The organism is Nocardioides sp., from assembly GCF_004803405.1.
Classification (GTDB): Bacteria; Actinomycetota; Actinomycetes; order Propionibacteriales; family Nocardioidaceae; genus Nocardioides; species Nocardioides vastitatis.
Genome location: NZ_SSXI01000134.1, coordinates 1 through 6,043 on the forward strand (window position 1 = coordinate 1; position 6,043 = coordinate 6,043).

Sequence of the window (6,043 nt, forward strand, 5' to 3'; positions counted from 1 at the left end):
CGGCCGCGACGTCACCGGCCCGCACCGGCACCACCACCTCGAGGTAGCACTTGAGCTTCGGCTCCGTCCCGCTCGGGCGTACGACGACACGACTGCCGTCCGACGTGCGGTAGCGCAGCCCGTCGGTCGGCGGGAGCCCTCCGGCGCCGAGGGTCAGGTCGTCCGTGGACTCCACGGTGGCCCCGCCCAGCGTGGCCGGAGGCGCGCCGCGGAGCCGGTCCATCGCGGCGGCGATCTCGGACAGGTCCTCGACCCGGACGGAGAGCTGGTCCGTCGCGTGCAGCCCGTGCACCTTGGCGATGTCGTCGAGCAGGTCGAGCAGGCTGCGGCCCTCGGCCTTGGCGGCCGCCGCGATCTCGCAGAGGACGAGGGCCGCCGAGACGCCGTCCTTGTCGGCGACGTTGTCCGGGTCGACGCAGTAGCCGAGTGCCTCCTCGTAGCCGAAGGCGAGGTCGGGCAGGCGGCCGATCCACTTGAACCCGGTCAGCGTCTCCGCGTACCGCTGGCCGTGCGCGGCCGCCATCTTCCCGAGGAGCGACGACGAGACGATCGAGGTGGCGTAGACGCCGGGCTTGCCCTTGCGGAGCAGGTGGTCGGCCAGCAGCACCCCCACCTCGTCGCCGCGCAGCATCCGCCACCCGGCGGGGCCGGGCACGGCACAGGCGCACCGGTCGGCATCCGGGTCGTTGGCGATCACCAGGTCGGCACCGCTGCGCTCGGCGAGCGCGATGGCCAGGTCGATCGCGCCGGGCTCCTCGGGGTTCGGGAACGCGACGGTCGGGAACTCCGGATCCGGCTGCTCCTGCTCCGGAACCATCTGCGGGGCGTCGAACCCGGCGGTCTCGAGCACCGCCGGCAGCGCCTCGCCGCCGACGCCGTGGAGCGGGGTGTAGACGATCGCGAGGTCGCGCGGGCCGTCGCCGGCGATGCCGGCGGCGGTGTCGAGGTAGGCATCGACGATGCCCTCGTCGAGCACCCGACCCCGGGTCGCCTTGATCGGCGACCGCGGAACCGACACCAGCGACCCCACCGCCGCGATCCGGTCCGCGATGCCGGTGTCGGCCGGCGGCACGATCTGCGTGCCGTCACCGAGGTACACCTTGTAGCCGTTGTCCTGCGGCGGATTGTGGCTCGCCGTGACCATCACTCCCGCCGCGCACCCGAGCTCGCGGATCGCGTACGCCAGCACCGGCGTCGGCAGTGGCCGCGGCAGCAGCAGTGGCTTCAGGCCGACGCCGCTCATCACCTCGGCCGTGTCCTGGGCGAAGACGTCGGAGTTCCGCCGGGCGTCGTACCCGATCACGACCGGCGCGCCGGACTCGACGCCGTTCGCGGTCAGGTAGGCGGCGAGTCCGGCCGCGGCGCGGATCACGACGACGCGGTTCATCCGGTTGGATCCGGCACCGAGCGCGCCGCGGAGACCGGCGGTGCCGAACTCGAGGGTCCCGCGGAACCGGTCGGCAAGGTCTGCCACGGCGTCGACGTCCCCGTGCTCGACGGCCTTGATGACCCCGGTGAGCTCTGCGGCGGTCTGCTCGTCGGGGTCCTCCGCCAGCCAGCTGCGGGCCCGGGTCAGCAGGACGTCGACGTCGGGGGTGGTCATGCGGGCACGCTAGCGGTGCCCCGTCTCAGGCGTCGATGGGGCTCATGTCGCCGTACCGCGCGCCCGCCACGGCGTCCCGGGGCACGGCCTGTTCGAGCGCGGCCAGGTCGTCGACGTCCACGGTGACGTCGAGGGCTGCGACGTTCTCCTCCAGGTAGCGCACCCGCTTGGTGCCGGGGATCGGCACGACGTCGTCGCCCTGTGCGAGCACCCACGCCACCGCCAGCTGTCCCGGGGTGCAACCTTTCGCCTCGGCGATCGTGCGGACGCGGTCGACGAGGGCGAGGTTGGCGTCGAGGTTCTCGCCCTGGAACCGCGGGAAGTACGGCGTGCTGCGGCTGTCGCCGTCCGCGATGGACGTCGGCGTGATGGTGCCGGTGAGCATGCCGCGACCGAGCGGGGAGTAGGGCACCAGCCCGATCCCGAGCTCCCGCAGGGTCGGCAGGATCTCGTCCTCGAGGTCGCGGGTGAACAGCGAGTACTCGGACTGGAGCGCCGTGATCGGGTGCACCGCGTGCGCTCGGCGGATGTTCGCGGCCGAGGCCTCGGACAGGCCGAGGAAGCGGACCTTGCCCGCCTCCACGAGCTCCTTCATCGCTCCTACCGTCTCCTCGATCGGGACCGTGGGGTCGACCCGATGCTGGTAGTAGAGGTCGATGTGGTCGACGCCGAGCCGCTGCAGAGATGCGTCGCAGGCGCTGCGGACGTAGTCGGGACGGCCGTTGATGCCGAGGCGCGTGCCGTCCGGCAGGCGCTCGTTGCCGAACTTCGTCGCCAGCTGGACCGCGTCCCGGCGATCGCGGATCGCCTCGCCGACGAGGCGCTCGTTGGTGAACGGGCCGTACATGTCGGCGGTGTCGAGGAAGGTCACGCCGAGGTCGAGGGCGCGGTGGATCGTCGCGGCCCCGGCCGCCTGGTCCGGGGTGCCGTAGAACTCCGACATCCCCATGCAGCCGAGGCCGAGAGCGGAGACGGAGAGGGGGGCGGAGGTGCCGAGGGTGCGCTGGGTGCGTTGGGTGCGCTGGGTGATCGTCATGCGATCAGCCAACTGCCTGGAGCGCGCTCCAGGTCAAGCGCTGAGCGAGCGACCCTCCAGCTTGTCCTCGTAGATGCCGATCTTGTGGTCGATCGCGCTGAGGTGGGCCGTCACCTGAGCCAGGTCCGCGAGCACCTGTCGGCGGTGGGCATGCAACAGCTCCAGTCGGGCGGTCTCGTTGCCCTCGCCGGCACGGACCAGCTCGGCGTAGCGCCTGACGTCGCGGATCGGCATCCCGGTCGAGCGAAGCTTGGTGACCAGCTCGATCCAGCGCAGGTCCTGCGGTTCGTAGCGACGGTGGCCACTCGTGGATCGGGGCACCGCCCGGAGGAGCAACCCGTCCCGCTCGTAGTAGCGCAGGGCGTCGGTGCTGAGGCCGAGGGCGCGGGCGGTCTCGGCGATGGTGAGTCCGAAGCTGGGCATGACCCAGTGTCAGCCCTGGAGCGCACTCCAGGTCAAACGTCGGCCGGACATGCGGACGATTCGGCCATCATGGAGGGGTGCCGGCGTCCTACTCCTTCTCCTCCAGTTGGCACGTCGCGGCGCCGCTGGCCGAGGTCGCCGCGGCGGTGGCCGACCTGGAGCACTACCCCGAGTGGTGGCCGCAGGTACGTGCCGTCGCCAAGCTGGGACCGGACAGGGCGTGGGTCCGGTGCCGGTCGGTCCTGCCGTACACGCTGGACCTGGTGCTCGACGCGGTCAGTCGCACCCCACCGGTGCTGGAGGTGGCGATCAGCGGTGACCTCACCGGCTTCGCCCGCTTCGTCCTCGAGCCGAGCGCCGACGGCACCCGGCTGGAGTTCCGGCAGGACGTGGAGGCCCGCGGTCGGCTGGCCCTCGCCTCGTACGTCGCCCGGCCGGTGCTGACCTGGAACCACGCCCGGATGATGGCCGGTTGCCGCGCGGGGCTGGCCCGGCGCGCCTGCGTCGGCTGACGCTCGTCTGCCTCTGTTGACACGTGTCAGGTGGCGACCTAGGGTGACGGGCGTCACGCGGCTCGGTCCGGGCTCGGTCCGCGCTCGCGGGGGCAGAAGGGTGCGATGCGATGAGGGGTCCCACGGTCGCGGTGATCGGCGCGGGCATCAGTGGTCTGACGATGAGCAAGATGCTCGCCGACTACGGGCTGGAGTTCGTCACCTTCGAGTCCTCCGACCGGATCGGTGGCAACTGGGCGTTCGGCAACCCCAACGGGCACAGCAGCGCCTATCGGTCGCTGCACATCGACACCTCGAAGCACCAGCTGTCCTTCAAGGACTTCCCGATGCCCGAGGACTATCCCGACTTCCCGCACCACACCCAGATCAAGGACTACCTCGACAGCTACGCCGACGCGTTCGACATCCGCAGGAGCATCGAGTTCGAGAACGGCGTCGTCAGTGCCGCGCGACTGCCCGGGGGCGGCTGGGAGCTGGAGACCCAGCGCACCGGCACCCGCACCTTCGACGTGCTCGTCGTCGCCAACGGCCACCACTGGGACCCGCGGTTCGCCGAGAAGCCCGGCGAGTTCACCGGCATCACCATGCACTCCCACAGCTACATCGACCCGCAGACGCCGTACGACCTCAGGGGCCAGCGGATCCTGATCATCGGCCTCGGCAACAGCGCCGCCGACATCGCCGTCGAGCTCTCCAGCAAGACCATGGGCAACGAGGTCGTCATCTCCACCCGCTCGAGCGCATGGATCGTGCCGAAGTACTTCGCAGGCAAGCCGGCCGACAAGTACTACCGGACCTCGCCCCACATCCCGTTGGCCTGGCAGCGCAAGTTCGTCCAGATCATGCAGCCGATGACCGCCGGTCGCCCGGAGGACTACGGCCTGCCCAGCCCCAACCACAAGTTCTTCGAGGCGCACCCCACCCAGTCGGTCGAGCTGCCGCTGCGCCTGGGCTCGGGCGACCTGCGGGCCAAGGGCGACATCGCGCGCTTCGACGGCGCCACCGTCCACTTCGAGGACGGCACGGCCGAGGACTTCGACGTGGTGATCCACGCGACCGGCTACAACATCACCTTCCCGTTCTTCGACCCCGACCTCATCAGCGCGCCCGAGAACCAGATCCGGCTCTACAAGCGGATCTTCAAGCCCGGCATCGACGATCTCGCCTTCGTGGGATTCGCCCAGGCGACGCCGACCCTCTTCCCGTTCGTCGAGTGCCAGACCCGGCTGGTCGCCGCGTGGCTGGTCGGGCGCTACGCCCCGCCGAGCGTGCCGGAGATGGAGCGGGTGATCGACGAGGACCAGCAGAAGTACACCGCCCACATGGTCCAACGCCCCCGCCACACCCAGCAGCTCGACTACTTCCTCTACGAGCACGACCTGCGGGTCAAAGAGATCCCGGCGGGCCTGGAGCGCGCGCGGTGACCGAGGAGCGCCCCTGGGCGAAGCTGGTCGACCGGCGCAGCGTCAACCGCGGCGACCTGCGCCGCGGCGCGCTGCTCCGCGCCCTCGACGAGCTGCTGCGGGAGCAGTCGCTGGAGGAGGTCAACGTCGCGGAGGTCTCGCGGCGCGCCGGCGTCACCCGGTCCGCGTTCTACTTCTACTTCGAGAGCAAGGCCATGGCCGTGATGGCGCTGATGGCCGAGCTCTACGACGACGCCTCCGAGGCCGCGGACCTCCTGGTCAAGGCGGAGGGCGAGGCCGAGCCGCGGATCCGCCGCGTGATCACCATCCTGTTCGACTCCGTCGACAAGACCCCCCACACCTACCGGGCGCTGCTGGAGGCGCGGGCCACCAGCGCCGCGGTCCGCGAGCTGTGGGAGGCGGGGCGGGCCGAGTTCGCCAGCATGGTCGCCGAGATGATCCAGCGCGAGCGGGTCGCGGGACATGCCACCGATGGCCCAGCGGCCGAAGCGCTCGCCACGGTCCTCCTCGATCTCAACGACCACGCCGTCGAGCGGCACGCGGTCGGCAGCGGACCGCCGCGCGAGCAGCACATCGACGCGCTGACGCACATCTGGATGCGCAGCATCTACGGCACCGACGGGAGCAACCGATGAGCAGGACCCTCACCTTCCGGTCCGGGGGCGTGACCTGCGCGGCCACGCACCACCCGGCCGCCGATGACCGCCTCGCCTCCGGGGCGGGCCGGCCGGTCGTCGTACTGGCCCACGGTCTGGCGGGCACCCAGGACTCCGGTCTGGCACCCTTCGCCGAGGCGTTCGCCGGGGCCGGGCTCGATGCGGTCACCTTCGACTACCGCGGCTTCGGGGCCAGCGGTGGCAGCCCTCGACAGGCGGTGTCCATCGCCGGCCAGGTCGCCGACCTCCACGCGGCGGTCGACGCGGCGAGGAGGCTGCCCGGCGTCGACCCGGAGCGCGTCGCCCTGTGGGGGATCTCGCTCGGCGGGGGCCACGTGGTCTCGGTCGCCGCCGCCCGCCACGACGTCGTGGCCGTCATCTCCGCGGTG

At 71.4% G+C, this 6,043-nt stretch carries 7 protein-coding genes; 4 read left to right on the top strand and 3 right to left on the bottom strand.

Annotation, left to right across the window (positions count from 1 at the left end):
* From E7Z54_RS09755 to E7Z54_RS23740, 3 genes are all read right to left on the bottom strand, one after another.
* A partial coding sequence (locus tag E7Z54_RS09755; RefSeq protein WP_136433224.1) for a phospho-sugar mutase occupies window positions 1-1,603 on the bottom strand: 1,603 nt, incomplete at its 3' end.
* Between the two features lie 25 nt (window positions 1,604-1,628).
* On the bottom strand, window positions 1,629-2,639 hold the full coding sequence (locus E7Z54_RS09760; protein ID WP_206056112.1) for an aldo/keto reductase: 1,011 nt from the start codon (window positions 2,637-2,639) through the stop codon (window positions 1,629-1,631).
* Between the two features lie 33 nt (window positions 2,640-2,672).
* On the bottom strand, window positions 2,673-3,062 hold the full coding sequence (locus E7Z54_RS23740; protein ID WP_206056113.1) for a MerR family transcriptional regulator: 390 nt from the start codon (window positions 3,060-3,062) through the stop codon (window positions 2,673-2,675).
* Window positions 3,063-3,139: 77 nt separating this feature from the next.
* Between E7Z54_RS23740 and E7Z54_RS09765 the strand changes: the two genes are divergently transcribed.
* From E7Z54_RS09765 to E7Z54_RS09780, 4 genes are all read left to right on the top strand, one after another.
* Entirely contained in the window at window positions 3,140-3,574 is a 435-nt protein-coding gene (locus tag E7Z54_RS09765) for an SRPBCC family protein (protein ID WP_136433226.1), read from the top strand.
* A 110-nt stretch (window positions 3,575-3,684) separates the two neighbouring features.
* Window positions 3,685-4,998 carry a flavin-containing monooxygenase gene (locus tag E7Z54_RS09770; protein WP_136433227.1) on the top strand — a complete coding sequence of 438 codons (1,314 nt, stop codon included), beginning with the start codon at window positions 3,685-3,687 and terminating at the stop codon, window positions 4,996-4,998.
* Window positions 4,995-5,633 carry a TetR/AcrR family transcriptional regulator gene (locus E7Z54_RS09775; protein WP_136433229.1) on the top strand — a complete coding sequence of 213 codons (639 nt, stop codon included), beginning with the start codon at window positions 4,995-4,997 and terminating at the stop codon, window positions 5,631-5,633. The genes E7Z54_RS09770 and E7Z54_RS09775 overlap by 4 nt, the downstream gene beginning before the upstream one ends.
* Window positions 5,630-6,043, top strand: a 414-nt coding sequence (locus E7Z54_RS09780; RefSeq protein ID WP_136433231.1) for an alpha/beta hydrolase, incomplete at its 3' end; no start/stop codon positions are given. The genes E7Z54_RS09775 and E7Z54_RS09780, both read left to right, overlap by 4 nt.